Genomic DNA, 17724 nt, shown 5'->3' with positions numbered 1-17724 from the left:
AACACCGACCCGGTGACGGGTCGGTGTTCTTCATTCGGGGCGTGGCTCCGAGGCGGCGCACCTCGCCAGCCTGCACGCTTAGTCCGCTCAACCCCCGCGAACGACCAACCCCACCCGGGTGAGTTCATCGATCGCCGCAGCGACCAGCTCCCACGCGTCGCCGGCTGGCGGAGGGCCGAAGTCGCTGAGGGTCTGCTCCACCAGCTGCTCCATGGACAAGCCCGTGCCGATCCCGAGCCAGATCGTCGGAGCGATTCCGGTGAGGACGCGGAAGACACCCTCACTCATCACCGCGACGGATCCGTCGGCGGCGATGGCGTCCGAAAGGTCACCCCACCGGAACTCAGTCGCTCCGCCGTGGGCCGTCGTGAGCGATCGCCACGCGCCGACGACTCCAGGGACTGCGCGCGCGAGTTCCGGGACCATCGGGATCAGCGAGGCGGCCTCGCCATAGGTGACGCGCCATACGCCTCCAACGGCGTCGAAGAGCTCCGCGAGCCGCTGCAACGGCGCATCGAAATCGTTCAGGAAGCTAAGCTGGGGAACCAGCTCCGTGATCGCCTCGATCAGTGGAACACGCGACGCGACCGGGTCGGTCACGTCGGGTCGGCGATCGAGCAGCACGAGCGCGGCGAGTCGCAGTCGGCGATCCGGTAGCTCCAGCAACCCGGCACGGCGAGGAGAGACCTGTTCCTTGGGACCGCTCGACCGAACCAACGAGAGTGGTTTGCGGTAGGCCCACACGCCGAGGTCCGGGTCGACGCCGACGGTCTCGTCCGAGACGTAGCCGAAGTGAGCTCCGAGCGCCGCGCTCAGCGTCGTCTTGCCCCGCCCGGATGGGCCGACGAACGCGACGACGCGGCCGTCATCCATCGCGACTCCGGCGGCATGCATCATGATCAGCTCGCCCCGCTTGCGTTCGAGGGCTGCAACCGTCACGCGTACCGAGAGCTGCTCGAGCATCGATTCGATCGCCCCGTGCGTGTCGACGCGGACGACCGCGTCGGCGACCCCATCCTCCGCAATCGCGCCCGCCCACGCATCGTGGACGCGTTGTCGCGTCGGTTCCGGCACATCCGGTGCGAACTCGATACGCACCTTCGCACCGATCGCCGCGACATCGAGGTGTTGGGCGAGTGCGGGATCGGTCACGTTCAACGTATCGTCCCGCGCCAGACGCCCGAGCTCACCCTCGCGCGACCACATCCCCGGGCGCCGGACCGCGCCCGCTCAGGCCGCTTCGATCGAGTGCCGCCCGAGTATTCGCGGACGTCCATGCGTTCATCCTCTCGCGCGTCGGCGCCGCTCCCCGGCCTGAACCGATGTGCGATAACCAGTCCAAACTACTACACCGTCACTCGGGTGCCGTTGCCGGATGCGACGCCGATGGCCCCCCGCTCGGCGATCGATGCTCAGCCGAGTGCCGCCCATCGTGGGATCGGCCAGATGATGGCGACGGCCTTGCCCACGAGGCCTGTGTCCGACGCCCAGCGCCAACAGTCGGCACCTGCCACGGGGGATCGGCATGATGCGGCCGAATCGCGGGAACCCGAGCGGTCGTCACCGAGCACGAGGTAGGCCTCCGCGGGCACAACGACCTCATCGAAGCACCGGGACGACCGCGGGGTCGTGCCGCAGTCGAGCACCCCTGCCTCGAACGGGAAGTCATCGGAGACATAAGGCTCGTCGATGGGCACGCCATCCACGAGCACCTTTCCAGCGTCATCGCAGCAGGCGACGCTTTGGCCTGGCGATCCGATGACCCGCTTCACGAGCGTGTGCGGTCCAGAGGGGCCGAATCCGGTCACCTCGCCGATCCAGCGCAGCGCCGTGCGGATCGGCTCGGCCGGCGTTGCGCCGGACACCTCCCACGTGCGGTCCGCATCGAACACCACGATGTCGCCCGTGGTCGGCTCGGTTGCAAGGTACGCGAGTCGATTGACGAGGATGCGATCGCCGACCTGGAGGGTCTGCAGCATCGACCCGGACGGCACCTCGTACGGCTTCGCGACGAAGGTCAGCAGCAGCCCGGCGACGAGGAAGGCAAGCAACAACTGGGCCCAGAAACTGCCGAGAATCCGGCGCCAGCGCGGCCGGTGCTTCCCGGCGTCAGTCGTCATGCCGCTACAGTACCCACTCCCCTGTCTGCGTCATGGGCGCGGTCCGCTCGCTCCGCGCTCCGCCCATTCGATCACCGCGGTCAGGCGGGCGACGTGAGCATCCCGCCGGAATTCACGCCCCCATTCCCGCGTCGACTCCGGATCGATCGCCCGCGCAAGCGTGATCGCTCGCGCAAGGTCGGCAGCGGTGCCGGATGTCGCATGCGCACCGCTCACACCGGGACGTACGGTCTCGAGGTAGCCCCCAGCCGCGACCGCTGCCGCAGGCGTGCCCTCGAGCGCGGCCTCGAGCACTGTGAGGCCGAAGTCCTCGCGCCCGGCGCCGACGACCACTTCGGCGTGCTGATAGACCCAGCGCAGCTCCGCATCGCTGACGCGGCCGAGCCCGTGCACCCCACGCTCGGGGTCGTCGAGCGACTCGGATCCCGCGCCGACGATGGCGATCTCGAGGCCGGCTTCGCGGGACGCTTCGACGGCGAGTGGCACGTTCTTGTACCCGCGATCGCGCGCAACGACGACCGCGAATGGCCGGCCCAGGTCCCTGGACGGCGGCGCGGCGTCCCTCGAGACGGGCTCGACCGGCGGATGGATCACGGTCGACTCGAGACCGTAGGCCCTGTGGATGCGCGTGCGCGTGACCTCGGAGTTCGCGACGATCGCGGCGGCCCGCGCCATTGCGTCGGCGTCACCGGCCCGCAGCAGCGGCGTGCTGAGGGTGAGCCCAGCGCGACGCAACGGGCTCAGCCGCAGCCGGTAGTCCTCTGCCGCGTACAGCCATCTGGCGGGGCTGTGCACGTAGACGACGTGCGGTACCTCGAAGCGGAACCGGTGCGCCCACCCGCTGCTCGACACGAGCGCCACGTCGCCGCCCGCGACGGTCGTCCGTGCGGCGATGGCCGGCAGCGCCGGAAGCATCCGCTCGACCTGGCCTGAGAGCGCCGACGGTATCGTGGCGCGAACGTCGAGCCCGCGAAACTCCTCGTAGGTGGATTCCGGTCGATACGCCAACGTCACCACCTCGCGCGCACCGAATCCGGCCGCCCACTCGGCGACGACGCGTTCCGCCCCGCCGACCTGTACGAGATAGTCGTGGGCGAGGACGATCTCAGTCACGGCTTCCTCTCGCTCACGGGTCCGGCACCGTCGCCCCGAGAGCGCGCGGCGGGGTCGGCGCGTCGCTTATGGCTCGGCAAGCGCCGCCGAGCCTGACGCAGCACGAACCCCGGCGACAACGCGCACGCCCAGAGAAGATGGGCGGACCTTCGAGTCGAGCGGAAGGCATCGAACGCCTGTGGCCCGTAGATCTGTCCGGCACGACGGACGCCTCTAAGCGCATCTGTACTCCGGTGACGCCAGAGCACCTTCATCGCTCCGCACCACATACGGCGGTAGTCGGTGCTCGCATTGCGGTCGTGCAGGCGATAGCCGACGAATACTCCGTCGGCGTGATCCAGCCCGCTTCGGCGCGCGATGTCCAGCCAGGTCCCCCACTCCTCACTGTGGGTCAGCGTTTCGTCGAATCCTCCGACCTCGAGCAGCAGCGAACGACGCGCGATCGCGCACGACGTGTGGATGCTGTTGCCTCGCAGCAATTGGCGGTAATGACCGCCATGGCCGCCCCAGCCCTCTCGCGTACCCGAGGGTTCGATGACGTCGAAGTTGCAGGAGCAGAGGCCGATCTCAGGGCGCATCAGTGCGATCTGCGCGGCGAGCTTGCCTGGGTACCACACGTCGTCGGCATCTAGGAACGCCACGAGGTCGCCTCTGGCTTCACGGATGCCGCGATTGCGCGCTGCACTGACACCGGCGTTCTCTTGCCGGATGACCCGGACCAGCGGATGATTCGGAACAATCAGCGGCTCGGTCGAGCCGTCATCGATGACGAGCACCTCCAGCGGGAAGGGCACCTGGGACACCGCCGATTCGACGGCATCAGCCAGGTACGACCCCGGGTTGAACGCCGGGATCACGACCGAGACCGACTGCATGGAGGCAGCCTACCGGCGCGTCCTTGGCTCACTTCGGCGAGTCGGAGCCGCACATCGTGGCGGCTGCGCTCCGCCAGAACGCGACGGCGCGCTCAGCGAGCGCGGCACCCGTCAGCACGTCCGCACCCGCGGCTGAAGCGAGTCGAGGACGGCGAGCCGGGTGTCGTCTGCCGGTTCGGCGGCGAACAGCGCCGTCTGGGGTGTGAGCGAGCTGAGGCACATTCCAATGAACGCGGCTAAGACCAGGCTGAACGCGACGGCCGTCACGACGTTGCCGTCGCCACGGATCACGACGACGAGCGGCGCGGAGACCACAATGACGGCGAGGAGCGCGACGCCGAGCGCGAGCTCACCCGCGAGCAGGAGCACGCGGTGGTCGGTGATCCACGCGGCGAGGTCGGCTGCCGGCGCACCGGTCCCGCGGCCGGCCCCTGCGGCACGCGATGCACGGCGTAGAGCCCGAGGAACGCCGTCGCCCCGACCGCCGCCACCCGCAGGCGCGCGAGCGCGCACCGCCGCGTCCATACTCACGTCGCGCTCCTTGTCTCGTCGGTGCGCCACACCGCGACATCCGCCGCCCTAGCTCACCCTCCGGTCGACCCGGCGTCGGTCACGCCGACATCGGCCCTGCTGAAGTTCTGGAACGAGCGCGACGCGGTCGGCCCGCGCTGCCCCTGGTACCGCGACGAGTAGGCCGGCGACCCGTACGGCCGTTCGCTCGGCGACGACAGGCGGAAGAAGCAGAGTTGCCCGATCTTCATGCCCGGCCAGAGCTTGATCGGCAGGGTCGCGACGTTGCTGAGCTCGAGCGTGACGTGCCCGGTGAAGCCGGGGTCTATGAACCCCGCCGTCGAGTGCGTCAGCAGCCCGAGCCGGCCGAGCGAGCTCTTGCCCTCGAGGCGCGCGGCGATGTCGTCGGGCAGCGTGACCGCCTCGAACGTCGACGCGAGCACGAACTCCCCCGGGTGCAGGATGAACGGCTCGTCGGGCCGCACGTCGATGAGGTGCGTCAGCTCGGGCTGGTGCTCGGCCGGATCGATGAACGGGTACTTGTGGTTGTCGAACAGCCGGAAGTACCGGTCGAGGCGCACGTCGATCGACGACGGCTGGACCATCGACGGATCGTACGGCTCGAGCTTGACGCGCTCGCGATCGAGTTCGGCCCTGATGTCGCGATCCGAGAGAAGCACGGTGCCAGCCTACCGACGCGGCTTCAGCTGTTGCGGGTGGGTGTTACGGGGGGCGGATGTCGCGGGCGCGCCTCAACCGGCCAGATCCTGCCGCGCATCCCGGCGGTCCCGTATCGACCCCCGCGCCTTGCTACGATGGTCATCGCTGCATCCACGGATGCCGCACGCCGATGTAGTTCAATGGTAGAACTTCTGCTTCCCAAGCAGACAGCGCGGGTTCGATTCCCGTCATCGGCTCTGTGTGATGTCTCAGGACATCGTGAACGGCTGAACCCGCGGATGACGCGGGTTCAGCCGTTTTTCGTTGCTGGTTGGTAGGTCCGTTCCGGGTCGATTCGGTGTTCGCTGAGCACGGTGCCGTCGGGGTCGATGACGGTGACGTTCGTGTTGTGGACGAGCAGGATGACGTCGGTGCCGGCGTGGGGTCTTCCGATGCCCAGGTGAGCATCCGGTTCGCGTAGCGGAGTGAGACTTTCCCGCCGGGGTCGACACGGTCGTAGCGGACCCGCCACAGGTTCGGGTCGTCTGGCGCGGTCGGCGACGCTTTCGGGATCAGGCCGTATGCGAACGCGGGGGTGCGCCGGTTGATGGCCCGGTGCGGCCGCTGGTGGTTGTAGTAGTCGCGGAAGCCGTCCAGGACGAGTTGCAGCTCGTCGATCGTCGCGGCCGGGCGCATGGCGAGTTCTGCTTGACAGGAAGGGATGGTGATAGTAATAATATCACCAAGGTCGAAGGTGATACTGATGGTCGTCACGACTCCGCTTCGTAAGCCAGCCCCCGCCCCGTCCGAGTTCGACGAGGCTGAATCGCACGAGCCTGGTGACGCGAGACTCCGCGATACTGCCTCAGCTCGGTCCGTGATCGACGAGTCCGCGAGGCGCGAGCCCGTCGAGGTGCTCATCAAGGAAGCCAGGAACCGCGCCCGCCGACGGCGGGGCGCATATCTCATCGCCGCGTCAGCGCTCGCGATCTCGGCTGGCGCATTCGCGATGTTCGCCGGTTCGTCGTTGGATCCCGATCAGTGATCCGAACAGTTCGGTGAATCCAGCGGATTCTCGCGTCCGGTCGACGAAGCCGAGATCGTCGCCGGGTGGAGCAAGCTCCATGTCGGCTGGGTCTACGTCTACGACGACGGCCGAGTGGTGTGGTACCCGGATTCGCACGCCTCGCTTCGTGAGGGAGGGGACCCTTTGCAGGGCATCCTCGTGCAAAGCCTCACCCCGAGCGGGCTGCAGCTCGTTCGCACCGGCGTCATTGAGCCGCGTACCTTCCTCGTCGACCGGGACGACGTACCGCTGGATATGTGGTTCGACCCGGCTCCCGACGAGTACCGGCCGTCGAAGTATGCCCTCTGCCGCACCGACGAGGCCGGCCGCGTGGGCGCGATCGGCGACGTGGGCGCGATCCTCGACCGTCTCCCACCGGACCTACAGGCGCTCCTCCGGGGAACCGAACAAACCTTCACGCTTGGCGGCAACGGGGCAGAGTCAGGGCTAGGGGCAGGGTTCCATTACAGCACCGGGGCCGGACCGGGGGTCGACTGCTTCATGTTGAGCCCGGAGCAAGCGCGAGCGGTATGGGCGCAGGGCGACCCCAGGGACCAGGCGATGATGCTGCGGGATGACACGTCCTACGCCACACTGACCGCCTCGGACGGTGCCGAGCTCGAGGTGGTGTTCGGACCGATCCTGCCCGATGGAGGGTGGGTGCAGTCGGGTGGCTGAGCCCGTCAGCGAGTCGCGGCCTCGGGCGATTCGACAAGTCACGTGGCCCGCCCCACCCGGACTCGGGGCATGCCCCGATGGAGGCGCGGCATCGCCTTCGTAGACTGACCGCAGTCACTCCGTCGAGATCGGGGGTGCGTCGACGTGGATGTCTCGAGGACCGGGCCAGTTGCGGGCCGAGCGGATGCACGCCCGCGTGCCTCGAGGATCGCCTCGATTCTCGTCGGCACGGTGTGCGGCGTGGTGTGGGCCGCCGCCTTCCGGGCGTATATGTCCGAGATCGCGGGTGGCGGGTCGCGATTCGAGTGGTACGGCACGTTCGTCGCGATCCTGCTCGCCGGGGCGATCACGGGCGCGTTGCTCGGGCTGGCCGAGTACTCCCGCCGAACCGGCGGCCGGCGGCACTGGCGTTGGCTGGCGCTCGCCCCGCTCGCGTTCGCGATCTTGCCCCTGACGATGCCCGACGCGATCCTCGCCCTCTTCACCATGGGCCTCGGTGGTGGAGCCGTGGCCGTCCCACTCACCGGGATGGCCGGCGGATTCGCCGCGTCCGGCCGCGGCCCGATCTGGGCTCGGCTGGTGTGCGGTGTGCTCGCCCTTGCCGTCGTCGCCGGCATCGTGGCCACCGTTCCCGCCGTCGGCGGCATCCGACTGGGGCTCGACCAGCCGCGGGGCGCCTGGGTGGCGATACTGGGGGCCGGATGTGTCGTGGTGCTGTGCCTCGCGTGCTCGATCCCGTTCCGTCGAGTCGAGTCGGCATCCGACGCCTCGACCGAGCGCGATGCCGTCGAGGTCCCCTCGCCGATGCGCGACGAGATCTGATCGGGCGCCACGGCCGCGCACGGCGAGCGAGCTCAGACGAGGGCGAGCTCGGCGTCGATCGCGGCCGCCGTGGCGAGCAGCTCGGGCAGGTAGGCGTCCCGGATCCGCTCGACGGAGTCGCGCGTCGCGCTGGTCGACACGTTGATCGCGGCGACCACGCGCCCTCCACTGCCGTGCAGCGGCGCGGCGACCGAGCGCAGGCCCGCCTCGAGCTCGCCGTCCACAAGCGCCCAGCCCTGCTCGCGAACCTTCTCGAGCTCCCGGCGCAGTGCGGCGGCGTCGACGATGGTCCGGTCGGTGCGGGGCTCGGGAAGACCGTGGTCGAGGAGGTCGGCGAGCCGGCGCTCGTCGAGGCCGGCGAGCAGCACGCGCCCCATCGAGGTCGCGGCCGCCGGGAACCGGGTGCCGATCGTGATGCGGACGCTCATGATGCGGCGGGTCGGCACGCGTGCGACGTAGACGATCTCGTCGCCGTCGAGCACCGCCGCCGACACGCTCTCGCCGACGGTGCGGCTCAGCCGCTCGAGGTGGGGCTGGGCGATCTCGGGCAGCGACAGGGCCGACAGGTAGCTGAAGCCGAGCTCGAGCACGCGGGGGGTCAGCGAGAACACGCCGTCGGCGGCATGCACGTACCCGAGCGTCGTGAGCGTGAGCAGGAAGCGCCGGGCGGCGGCGCGCGTCAGGCCGGTGCGCCGCGCGACGTCGCTCAGGCTGAGCTCGGCGTGTTCGCTGTCGAAGGCGCGGATGACCGCGAGCCCGCGCGCGAGCGACTGCACGAAGTCGCCGCTGGCCGGACCGTCCAGACTCCCACCTCCCGTTCGGCTCCCGGCGCCGCTAGCGCTCGAGCACGACCGCGAGGCCCTGCCCGACGCCGATGCAGATCGCGGCCACCGCGACGCCCCCGCCGCGACGGGCGAGCTCGTGCGCCGCGTGTCCGATGATACGACCACCCGACGCGCCGAGCGGATGCCCGATGGCGATCGCGCCGCCGTGGATGTTCACCTTCTCGGGGTCGAGGTCGGGCCAGAGCGCGAGGCACGCGAGGCTCTGCGACGCGAACGCCTCGTTGAGCTCGACGAGGTCGACGTCGGCCCAGGTGCGGCCCGCGCGGGCGAGCGCGCGGTTCGCCGCCTCGACCGGCGCGATGCCGAAGATGTCGGGGTCGTTGCCGAACGAACCGCGGCCGGTGATCCGGGCGAGCGGCTCCGCGCCGTCGAGTGCGTCCTCGGCCCCGATCACGAGCGCCGAGGCCCCGTCGGTGAGCGGCGAGGCGTTGCCCGCCGTGACGGTGCCGTCGGGCCGGAAGGACGGCTGCAGGGGCGCGAGCGAGGCGGTCGAGGCATCCGGTCGGATGTTCTCGTCGCGCTCGAGCGCGACGCCCGGCACCGGCACGACCTCGTTCGCGTAGACGCCCGAGTCCCACGCCGCGGCCGCGTTGCGGTGGCTGCGCACGGCGAACTCGTCCTGCGCGTCGCGCGAGATGCCGTAGCGATCGGCGAGGATCTCGGCGGACTCGCCGAGCGCGATGGTCCACTGCGTCGGCATGCGCGGGTTGACGAGCCGCCAGCCCAGCGTGGTCGAGTGCAGCACCTCGTTGCCGGCCGGATAGGCGCGCCCGGGCTTGGGTAGCACCCACGGCGCGCGACTCATCGATTCGACGCCGCCCGCGACGATCAGGTCGGCGTCGCCCGTCTCGATCGCGCGGCTCGCCTGGATGACCGATTCCACGCTCGACCCGCAGAGGCGGTTCACGGTCGCGCCGGGCACGCTCGTCGGCCAGCCGGCGAGCAGCGTCGCCATGCGCGCGACGTTGCGGTTGTCCTCTCCGGCCTGGTTCGCGGCGCCGAGGAACACCTCGTCGACGCGCCCCGGGTCGAGGCCGGGGTTGCGGTCGGCGAGGGCGGTCAGCGTCGCCGCGGCGAGGTCATCGGGCCGCACGCCCGCGAGGGACTTGCCGATGCGTCCGAACGGCGTGCGGACGGCGTCGTAGACGTAGCTGGCTCCCATGTTATCCCGCCTCGGCATCGATGAGTTCGACCGGCTGACCGGCTCCGCCAAACGCGGCGATCGTCATGCCGCTCACGGCTCACTGGAATGTTCATCATACGCACGGATGTGCGCATTACGAACGCGATGGTAGCAGTCGCTTCTCGGTGCCGGGCGCGGGCGGCAAGCAGGCCGAACTGATGGTTCGCGTCGTGCACGTGGAGTACGAAGATCGAGCAGACGCTGAAGCGGAAGGCTCAGCCGTCCAGCGCCTTCTCGGCCGCACGCCGGCCCTCTTCGATGAGGCGAGGCACGTCCGTCGTCCTCCACTGCGCCATCCGCTCCATCTCGGGCTGGATGAGCACCACCGACGGATCGGCGACCAGCTCGGCGGTGCGCGTGACCGTGCGCATCATGCGGACGTTCTCCCAACTGGCATGCAGCCGCACGACGATGACCCGGGCGGCGCCGAGCGCACGGGCAGCGGCGACCGGAACGTTGTCGACCATGCCGCCATCGGCGAGCAGGGTCCCTCGCCGCGCAACCGGCGGAAGCAGACCCGGCACCGCGATCGTCGAGCGGAGGGCACGGCTGAGGAGTCCCGTGTCGATGACGACGGGCCGACGGGTACGGAGGTCCGTGGCGACCGCAGCGAAACGGCGAGGCAGGTCCTCGATCATCGGGTCGCGCCCCAGCGCACGGCGCACCGTGTCCTCGACGACCCCTGAGTCGAGCAGTCCCCACCTCGGGCGCATCGACCACGCCGCAATGCTCGCCCACCGGAACTCGCGCGTCGCGTGCTCGATCGTCTCAAGCTCGAGTTCAGCCGCATAGGCCGCGGCGACGAGCGCACCGGAGCTCGTGCCGGTGACGATCCCGGGTCGTATGCCGCGATCGTCCAGTACCTGCAACACCCCGACGTGCGCGGCGGCGAACGCGCCGCCGCCTCCAACTGTCAGCCCCAGCGAGCGGTCATCGCTCATGTGACGGCCACGCCGGATCTCCGAAAGAAGCTGGCCCGATCGTTGCGGACACGGGGGAGGCCACCCTCCTGGAGGCGGGCCGTCCGGCTCGAGCCATGGACCGAGCGTACGCTCGTCGGCCCGGCCCCGCCGCGGAGGTCGAAATGATCGACCATCGCGTACTCCATGTTTCGAAGTCAAGCCCGAAACAAATTTGTTGACAGCTCCTACTTATCTCTGCCTACCATGCCGGGGATCGCTGGACGGAGAGAGCTCCTGCCAGTGGCATCCAGCTCAGGATCATGCAAAGGAGCATTCATGCGCACATCACGTCCCCTGCTCGCCGGTGTCCTCGCACTGGCCTCGGTGGCCATCGTCCCGGGCACGGCGTTCGCGGCTCCGGCTCCGCCGGCCGACCCGAACGCGTCCGAGCATTCGGCGGTGATCGGCGAGAACACCCTGCGCGCGCTCGCCGAAGCCGCCGGCATCGAGATCGGCGTCGCGGTGAACGCCGACCTCCTCGAGAACAACGTCAAGTACCGCAACATCGTCAACACCCAGTTCTCGAGCGTCACTGCCGAGAACGTCATGAAGTGGGAGGCGTTGAACCCGCAGCCCGGCGTCTACGACTGGGCGCCGGCAGAGGCCCTCATCGCGAACGCCGAGGCGAACGGCCAGGTCGTCCGCGGCCATACCCTCGTGTGGCACAACCAGCTGCCCACGTGGCTGACGACCGGCGACTACAGCGCCGAGGAACTGCGCGCGATCCTCGAGAACCACGTCAAGACGGTCGCAGCGCACTTCGCGGGCGACATCCAGCAGTGGGACGTCGTCAACGAGATCTTCAATGACGACGGAACCTTCCGCGAGACGATCTGGTACCTGGCCTACGAGGAGCTCGGTCTGCCCGGCGAGCAGTACGTCGCCGACGTGTTCCGCTGGGCGAACGAGGCCGACCCCGAGGCCCTGCTGTTCTACAACGACTACAACCTCGAGTTCACCGGCCCGAAGAGCAACGCCGCATACGCGTTCGTCCAGGAGCTGATCGCCGCCGGCGTGCCCATCGACGGCGTCGGCTTCCAGGGCCACCTCGACACGCAGTACGGCTACCCGGACCTGCAGAACAACCTGCAGCGGTTCGCCGACCTCGGACTCGAGGTCGCGCTCACCGAGGTCGACATCCGCACCTTCGTCACGCAGAAGCCCAACGGCGAGTACACCAACACCCCCGCCGACCCCGCGGAAGGCGCCGAGCAGGTCGACTGGTGGGCGCGCACGCTCGAGGCCTGCCTCGCCGTCGAGGCGTGCAACTCCTACACGGTGTGGGGCGTGTCCGACGCGAACTCGTGGATCCCGGGCTGGTTCACCGGCCAGGGCGCGGGCCTGCTGTACGACATGCACGACAACCCCAAGCCGCAGTACGAGGCGCTGCGCGAGGTCCTGCGCGAGGCGGTCTGATCCAAACGCGGTCACGCTTCGGCGGCATCACGCCGGAGCACACGAGGGGCACGTCCGTTCGGGCGTGCCCCTCGTGGCCTGCCGGCCCCGCTGCCTCCCGAACCGATCCGGCGTCTGGCGGACTGCGGCTGCACACGGGTAGGTTGCAGGCGGGGATGGGCGTCGAGGGGGAACAGCATGCAGCAGAACGAGGCGACCGAGCGCATCCGGGCGCAGCAACGCGAGCTCGCCGAACGACTGCCGTTCGACGATCGCCGCGATCTGGAGGCGGTCGAGCGCGGCTTCATCGCTGCGCTGGAGCCGGGCGAGATCCGGGATGCCGACGGCAAGATCGTGTGGGACGCCGACGAGTTCGCGTTCATCACTGGCGACGCGCCCGACACCGTCAACCCGAGCCTCTGGAGGCAGTCCACCCTGGTGTCGAAGCAGGGGCTCTTCGAAGTCGTCGAGGGCATCTACCAGGTCCGCGGCCTCGACCTCTCGAACGTGAGCTTCGTGGAGGGCGACACCGGCGTCATCGTCATCGATCCGCTCATCTCGAAGGAGACCGCCGCGGCGGCCCTCACCCTGTACCGCGAGCACCGCGGCGACCGCCCCGTCACCGCGGTGATCTTCACCCACAGCCACATCGACCACTTCGGCGGCGTGCTCGGCGTCGTCTCGCACGAGGACGTCGGCGCGAACGGCGTGCAGGTCATCGGGCCGGCCGGCCTCGTCGGTGAGGCCGTCGCCGAGAACGTGTATGCGGGCACCGCGATGGGGCGTCGCGCGGGCTATATGTACGGCGCGTCGCTGGAACGCGGGCCGCGCGGCGCGGTGGGTGCCGGCCTCGGCCAGTCCACCTCGAAGGGGCATCCGGGCATCGTCGTGCCGACACTCGAGATCCGCAGCACGGGCGAGGCCCATGTGATCGACGGCGTCGAGATCGAGTTCCAGATGGCCCCCGGCACCGAGGCGCCGGCCGAGATGCACTTCCTGTTCCCGCAGAAGCGTGCGCTGTGCATGGCCGAGAACGCGACGCACAACCTGCACAACCTGCTGACCCTCCGCGGCGCGCTCGTGCGCGATCCGCACGTCTGGTCGAAGTACCTCACCGAGGCGATCGAGCGGTTCGGCGACCGCACCGACGTGGTCTTCGCATCGCATCACTGGCCGACCTGGGGCGCCGACGAGATCCGCGAGTTCCTCGGTCTGCAGCGCGACCTGTACGCGTACCTGCACGATCAGACGTTGCGGATGCTGAACCAGGGCATGAACGGCGCAGAGATCGCCGAGGAGATCCAGTTGCCGCCTGCACTCGAGAACGCCTGGCACGCACGCGGCTACTACGGTTCCGTGAACCATAACGTCAAGGCCGTCTACCAGCGCTACATGGGATGGTTCGACGGCAACCCGGCGCGGCTGTGGCCGCACCCGCCCAAGCCGCTCGCCGAGCGGTACGTGGCCGCGATCGGCGGGGTCGACCGCGTCGTCGAGCTCGCGAAGCAGGCGTACGACGCGGGTGACTTCCGATGGGCGGCGACGCTGCTCGACCACGCCGTCTTCACCGACGCCGGGCATGCGGCCGCTCGCTCGCTCTACGCCGACACCCTCGAGCAACTTGCGTACGGCGCCGAGAACGGCACCTGGCGCAACTTCTTCCTCTCGGGAGCGACGGAGCTGCGCGGCGAGAACTTCGGGACGCCGACGAGCACGGCGGCGCCCGAGATCCTCGCCCAGCTCACGCCCGAGCAGTTGCTCGACGCCATCGCGATCACGGTGGACGGACCACGGGCCTGGGACCTCGACCTCGCGCTCGACCTGACCTTCACCGACGTCGACCGGAACTTCCGCGTCACGCTCCGCAACGGCGTGCTCGTCTACGTCGAGAAGCCGGCCGACGAGTCGAGCGCCCAGGCGACGGTCCTCCTCACCAAGCCGCGGATGCTCGCCCTGCTCGCCGGCGACCGCGAGAGCCCGGGCATCGACAAGCGCGGCGACACCGACGTCCTCGACCGGCTGATGTCCGTACTCGACCGCGGCGACCCGTCATTCGACATCGTCGTCCCCTGACGGCGTCGTTCGGGCACCGAACGGCCCGCCAGCGGTCACCAGGTGAGTTCGACCTCGAGCTCGTTGCCGCCCTCATCGCCGAGCTCGACCTCGACCTTCAGGTCGACCTCGTCGGGGACGCGCACGGTGATGAGCCGCCCCGCGCGCTGGAACTCGACCGAGTTGTTCTTCGCCAGGGCGTCGGCGAGGGCGTGGAGCCTGGCGGCTGCCTCCTCACGGCTCATGCGCTGGGCGTCGTCGATGTCGAACAGGCTCATGGTGTCTCCCCTGGTGTCGTCATCTCGACCGTACCCACCTCTGGAGACCCGCGCACGAGCATCCGGGCAGCACCGACGTTCGAGTGCTGCGGAAGCTGCCTGTCGGTCGAGCTACCAGACGATGCCGCCCCCGACCGAGATGCCGCCCCACGTGAGGGCGATGAAGATCGCCGCGAAGACCACGGGCGCGATGCCCTTGCCGTCTCGCGCGATCCCCTTGAAGAGGGCGATCACGGCGAGGATCGCGGCGACGATCGACAGGCCGCCGCCGAGGATGAGCCCGATGAACAGCGGGATGGGCATGAGCACCAGTCCGGCCAGCGCGAACCAGAAGGCGGCCCAGGCAGTCGGATTCGAGCGGCGTTCGACAGAGGAGGACATGCTTCATTATCTCGGGCACTCAGCGCGGATGGTGCGACCGACGACCGGGCTCGTCGCCGCACATACCGGTCGAGTCGTCAGGCCTCAGGAGATCCGATGTTCCAGAGACCGGCCGAGCCGAGCACCCGCTCGGGGTCGATGCGGATCACGACGCGGGTCGGATTCTCGCGCGGCTGCCGGTACCGCTCGGCGTAGAGGCGCACCGCGAGCTCGACCGACTCGGCGTCGCGCTCGACGACGGCTCGACCGGCGATGCTCAGCCATTCCGCCCCGGATACCTGCGCGACCGTCGCGCGATGGTCTCGCTCGACATTGCGCACCTTCTGACTCCCGCCGCGCGTGATGATCCGGACCACGCCCTCGACGTACGTGAAGCCGACCGCGACCACGTGCAGATCGCCTCGGGGCCCGATCGTCGACAACGTGGCGAGGTGGCGTTCGGCGACGAAGCGCCGACCCCGCTCGGTGAGCGAGCGGGGCGGCGAGATCGGGCGAATCGGCGCGGCGGCCATGCGATCCATCGTAGGCGGGGCGGATTCGGGTCCTGAGCGGCAGTGCCGGTGCACGGCGGGACTTCCGGCTGATCGGCCGGTCGGAGTAGCATGCGGGGCGACTCGGAGGTCGCTGCGAAGGACATGACATGACGTCGGCTCCATCCTCACCGCCCGGGCCGCATCGAGACGGCCGGAGCCAGGTGCGGTTCGAGAACACTCGGTTCGATCCGGATGGCACGCCGTTCCACGACCTCGCGAAGCAGATGGCGGCGCAGTTCGGGTACCGTGCCGAGCTGGCCCTGGATCCGCGTCTCGCCGAACTGCTGCGCCTGCGTGTCGCGCAGTTGAACCCGTGTTCGTACTGCCTCATCCTGCACACCCGAGTGGCGGCCGAATTGGAGATCCCACCCGAGGTGATCGCCCACCTCGCGTCGTGGCGCGAGAGCGCGATGTTCTCCGATGCCGAACGCGCCGCGCTCGACTATTGCGAGGGCCTCACGCTGTACGACGTCGCTCGATTCGGCGACCTGCACGAGCGGCTGCGAGCGCACTTCGAGGAGCAGCAGGTCGCCGAGATCGCCGCGGTGATCATCAACATGACGGTCTGGACGCGCCTCAAGCTCGCTCAGGGCGCCACGCCGTCGGCCGACCCGCCCTTCGCCGCACCGGACACGTCCGAGTGAGCAGATGACCTCGCGGGTTCGTGCGCGGCACGGCGCCCGAGTGGGATCGTCGTGAGCAGGCCGACGCACAGCGCCCCGACGGCGATCCACGCGGCAACCGACACGCCCTGGGTGAGCGCCTCGCGGGCCGCGTCGGCGATGGCCGCCGTCGCCGGATTCCCGGCGAGCCCGGCGATGAGCGCTCCGGCGGAGTCGGAGACGCCGTCGACGAGCTTCGCCACGCCGGGTTCAGCGGCGATCTGGTCGGCCAGGCGGGCCTCGGTGCCGGCGCGGAGCGTCGAGAACAGCGCGGTTCCGAGGATCGCGATGCCGAGTGCGGAGCCGACCTGGCGAGCGGTCGACTGCGTCGAGGACGCCTGGCCCGACTTGTCGAGCGGCACGTCGACGAGGATCAGCTGGGTCAGTTGCGCGGTCGCGAATCCGACGCCAATGCCGTAGAAGAACAACGGCACACCGGTGACCCAGGCCGTCGAGTCGGGTCGGATGAGGATCGCCATCACGGCGAGCGAGATGATCTCGAGCGCGATGCCGAGTCGCACCATCCGCACCGGCGACAGGTACCGGGAGAGGGGACGCACCGCGCCACTCGCCACGAACGACCCCACCGCGAGCGGCAGCAGCGCGAGCCCGGCCTGGAGCGCGTCCATGCCGAGGACGTACTGGAACCACAGCGGCAGCGAGAGGATGAGCCCGAACTCTCCCAGTGAGACGGTCAGGGCGGTGACGTTGCCGTTGGCGAACGTCGGGATGCGGAACAGCGTGACGTCGAGCAGCACGGACCGGCCCGCCGCGACCCTCGACCGCTCGCGAAGCACCAGAGCGCCGAGCACGATGACGGCGAGGACGAACAGCACCGGGATGATGCTGAACCCGCCGAGGCTGACCGGAGCCGAGTCCGTCGCCTCCCACCACCCGTACGATCGCCCCTCGATGAGGGCGAACACGAGCATCCCGAATCCGAGCACCGACGCGGCGGCGCCGACCCAGTCAGTGAAGCGGCCGGTCTCCCGCTGGCGGGACTCGGCGACGCACGCCAGGACCCCGATGATGACGAGGATGCCGAACGGAAGATTGATCCAGAACGCCCAGTGCCAGGAGAAGGCGGTGGTGAGCCATCCGCCGAGGACCGGGCCGACTGCCGCCATCGACCCGATGGTGGAACCCCAGACGGCGAAGGCGATGCCGCGCTCGGCGCCCCGGAAGGTCGCATTCAGGAGCGCCAGGGTCGTCGGGAGGATCATCGACCCTCCGACGCCCTGGATCGCTCGGGCCGCGATGAGCCAGGTGCCGTTCGGCGCGAAGGCGCAGAGGATGCTCGCCCCCACGAAGATGACGAGTCCGATCACGAGCAGCCGTCGCCGTCCGATGCGGTCGCTCATCGTGCCCCACACCATGAGGAGCGCGGCGAAGACGAGGGTGTAGACCTCCTGGATCCACTGCACCTGGGTGGTGGTGAGGTCGAGCGCCGAGACGATGTTCGGCGTGGCGACGGCCACGATCGTCGCATCCATGATGATGAGCGCCACGCCGAGCGAGATCGCGGCGAGGCCCCACCAGCGCAGCCGGTGGAATCGATCGGTGTCGGCGGTCACAGGATCCGAGTGTAC

19 protein-coding genes, 1 tRNA gene and 1 pseudogene are annotated in these 17724 nt (G+C 69.5%); 7 read left to right on the top strand and 14 right to left on the bottom strand.

The genetic code is table 11. The features are described from left to right. Positions 1–87: 87 nt before the first annotated feature. The 6 genes from BLT99_RS14985 to dcd form a co-directional block, all read right to left on the bottom strand. Positions 88–1152 (bottom strand): hypothetical protein, encoded by a 1065-nt coding sequence (locus tag BLT99_RS14985; protein WP_133988530.1) that lies wholly within the window; start codon positions 1150–1152, stop codon positions 88–90. 260 nt (positions 1153–1412) lie between these two features. Then, entirely contained in the window at positions 1413–2120 is a 708-nt protein-coding gene (gene lepB / locus BLT99_RS14980; RefSeq protein WP_092674189.1) for a signal peptidase I, read from the bottom strand. A 30-nt stretch (positions 2121–2150) separates the two neighbouring features. Further along, positions 2151–3233, bottom strand: coding sequence for a glycosyltransferase (locus BLT99_RS14975; RefSeq protein ID WP_092674186.1), 1083 nt, complete (start codon positions 3231–3233; stop codon positions 2151–2153). Beyond that, positions 3230–4108, bottom strand: a complete 879-nt coding sequence (locus BLT99_RS14970) for a glycosyltransferase family 2 protein (RefSeq protein WP_092674183.1) — start codon at positions 4106–4108, stop codon at positions 3230–3232. Before BLT99_RS14970 ends, BLT99_RS14975 begins: the two co-directional genes overlap by 4 nt. A gap of 111 nt (positions 4109–4219) precedes the next feature. Further along, on the bottom strand, positions 4220–4639 hold the full coding sequence (locus BLT99_RS14965) for a hypothetical protein (protein WP_133988531.1): 420 nt from the start codon (positions 4637–4639) through the stop codon (positions 4220–4222). 53 nt (positions 4640–4692) lie between these two features. Beyond that, complete coding sequence (gene dcd / locus BLT99_RS14960) at positions 4693–5298, bottom strand: dCTP deaminase (RefSeq protein WP_092674177.1); 606 nt, start codon at positions 5296–5298, stop codon at positions 4693–4695. 166 nt (positions 5299–5464) lie between these two features. Here dcd and BLT99_RS14955 point away from each other — a divergent pair. Beyond that, positions 5465–5535 (top strand) — tRNA-Gly (locus BLT99_RS14955). Positions 5536–5881: 346 nt separating this feature from the next. On the opposite strand, the pseudogene BLT99_RS18330 reads toward BLT99_RS14955, so the two are convergent. Beyond that, a pseudogene (locus tag BLT99_RS18330) lies at positions 5882–5974 on the bottom strand (integrase core domain-containing protein); the annotation flags it as partial. Between the two features lie 67 nt (positions 5975–6041). Between BLT99_RS18330 and BLT99_RS18110 the strand changes: the two are divergent. The 3 genes from BLT99_RS18110 (at position 6042) to BLT99_RS14940 (ending at position 7844) form a co-directional block, all read left to right on the top strand. Continuing rightward, entirely contained in the window at positions 6042–6323 is a 282-nt protein-coding gene (locus tag BLT99_RS18110; RefSeq protein ID WP_157675008.1) for a hypothetical protein, read from the top strand. Positions 6324–6488: 165 nt separating this feature from the next. Then, positions 6489–7022 carry a hypothetical protein gene (locus BLT99_RS14945; protein WP_133988532.1) on the top strand — a complete coding sequence of 178 codons (534 nt, stop codon included), beginning with the start codon at positions 6489–6491 and terminating at the stop codon, positions 7020–7022. 270 nt (positions 7023–7292) lie between these two features. Then, entirely contained in the window at positions 7293–7844 is a 552-nt protein-coding gene (locus BLT99_RS14940; RefSeq protein ID WP_133988533.1) for a hypothetical protein, read from the top strand. Between the two features lie 32 nt (positions 7845–7876). Here the strand turns inward: BLT99_RS14940 and BLT99_RS14935 are convergent, their stop codons facing one another. The 3 genes from BLT99_RS14935 to BLT99_RS14925 form a co-directional block, all read right to left on the bottom strand. Further along, positions 7877–8620 carry an IclR family transcriptional regulator domain-containing protein gene (locus BLT99_RS14935; RefSeq protein WP_229724572.1) on the bottom strand — a complete coding sequence of 248 codons (744 nt, stop codon included), beginning with the start codon at positions 8618–8620 and terminating at the stop codon, positions 7877–7879. Positions 8621–8678: 58 nt separating this feature from the next. Further along, complete coding sequence (locus BLT99_RS14930) at positions 8679–9851, bottom strand: thiolase family protein (protein WP_092674169.1); 1173 nt, start codon at positions 9849–9851, stop codon at positions 8679–8681. Between the two features lie 236 nt (positions 9852–10087). Then, entirely contained in the window at positions 10088–10813 is a 726-nt protein-coding gene (locus tag BLT99_RS14925) for a patatin-like phospholipase family protein (protein ID WP_092674166.1), read from the bottom strand. A 297-nt stretch (positions 10814–11110) separates the two neighbouring features. Between BLT99_RS14925 and BLT99_RS14920 the strand changes: the two genes are divergently transcribed. Then, positions 11111–12250 carry an endo-1,4-beta-xylanase gene (locus BLT99_RS14920; RefSeq protein WP_092674163.1) on the top strand — a complete coding sequence of 380 codons (1140 nt, stop codon included), beginning with the start codon at positions 11111–11113 and terminating at the stop codon, positions 12248–12250. Positions 12251–12427: 177 nt separating this feature from the next. Continuing rightward, a complete protein-coding gene (locus tag BLT99_RS14915; protein ID WP_092674160.1) occupies positions 12428–14302 on the top strand; it encodes an alkyl/aryl-sulfatase in 1875 nt (624 codons plus the stop codon). Positions 14303–14337: 35 nt separating this feature from the next. Here BLT99_RS14915 and BLT99_RS14910 read toward each other — a convergent pair whose 3' ends face one another. From BLT99_RS14910 to BLT99_RS14900, 3 genes are all read right to left on the bottom strand, one after another. Next, positions 14338–14559: an amphi-Trp domain-containing protein gene (locus BLT99_RS14910; RefSeq protein WP_092674157.1), complete on the bottom strand. Its 222-nt coding sequence runs from the start codon at positions 14557–14559 to the stop codon at positions 14338–14340. 111 nt (positions 14560–14670) lie between these two features. After that, positions 14671–14940: a hypothetical protein gene (locus tag BLT99_RS14905; RefSeq protein WP_092674155.1), complete on the bottom strand. Its 270-nt coding sequence runs from the start codon at positions 14938–14940 to the stop codon at positions 14671–14673. A 77-nt stretch (positions 14941–15017) separates the two neighbouring features. Beyond that, positions 15018–15452, bottom strand: a complete 435-nt coding sequence (locus BLT99_RS14900; protein ID WP_092674152.1) for a pyridoxamine 5'-phosphate oxidase family protein — start codon at positions 15450–15452, stop codon at positions 15018–15020. Between the two features lie 128 nt (positions 15453–15580). Between BLT99_RS14900 and BLT99_RS14895 the strand changes: the two genes are divergently transcribed. Further along, positions 15581–16117: a carboxymuconolactone decarboxylase family protein gene (locus BLT99_RS14895; RefSeq protein WP_092674149.1), complete on the top strand. Its 537-nt coding sequence runs from the start codon at positions 15581–15583 to the stop codon at positions 16115–16117. Here the strand turns inward: BLT99_RS14895 and BLT99_RS14890 are convergent. After that, positions 16060–17709 (bottom strand): MFS transporter, encoded by a 1650-nt coding sequence (locus BLT99_RS14890; RefSeq protein WP_229724574.1) that lies wholly within the window; start codon positions 17707–17709, stop codon positions 16060–16062. The two genes, BLT99_RS14895 and BLT99_RS14890, sit on opposite strands and share 58 nt — an antisense overlap. Positions 17710–17724: the final 15 nt, after the last annotated feature.

This window comes from Agromyces flavus (assembly GCF_900104685.1).
GTDB classification, from domain to species: Bacteria; Actinomycetota; Actinomycetes; order Actinomycetales; family Microbacteriaceae; genus Agromyces; species Agromyces flavus.
Note: the sequence above shows the minus strand (reverse complement) of the source record. Positions and strands in the feature narration are given on the sequence as shown.